Here is a 274-nt window from a genome sequence, read left to right as displayed (position 1 = left end):
ACTTATAAAGGGCGCTTATCTAGTTTCTGTAAAAACAAATGAAGGTAAAACGACATCTGCTAAACTCATTAAACAATAAATATAATGAAAAAGATATATAAAAACTTTTTTATCCTGCTGTTCTTTTTACTATTGGGATTAAGGCAAGGATATGCACAGAGTGGTATGGCATTAGAAAAATCCATTGCCTCGTTATCCAGTTATATAGATGCTCCTGTTAATGAAGCTACGGGACTTCCTAGTATTAGTATTCCTATTTTAAATGTTCCTATGC

Annotated in this window: 1 protein-coding gene; it reads left to right on the top strand. The window is 32.1% G+C overall.

The window, feature by feature from the left end:
* Positions 1-84: 84 nt before the first annotated feature.
* The coding region (locus SB764_RS40055) for a hypothetical protein (protein ID WP_410866757.1) at positions 85-274 on the top strand (190 nt) is incomplete at its 3' end.

The organism is Paraburkholderia sp. SIMBA_027 (assembly GCF_046535315.1).
In the GTDB taxonomy this organism is placed as follows: Bacteria; Pseudomonadota; Gammaproteobacteria; order Burkholderiales; family Burkholderiaceae; genus Paraburkholderia; species Paraburkholderia tropica.
Note: the sequence above shows the minus strand (reverse complement) of the source record. Positions and strands in the feature narration are given on the sequence as shown.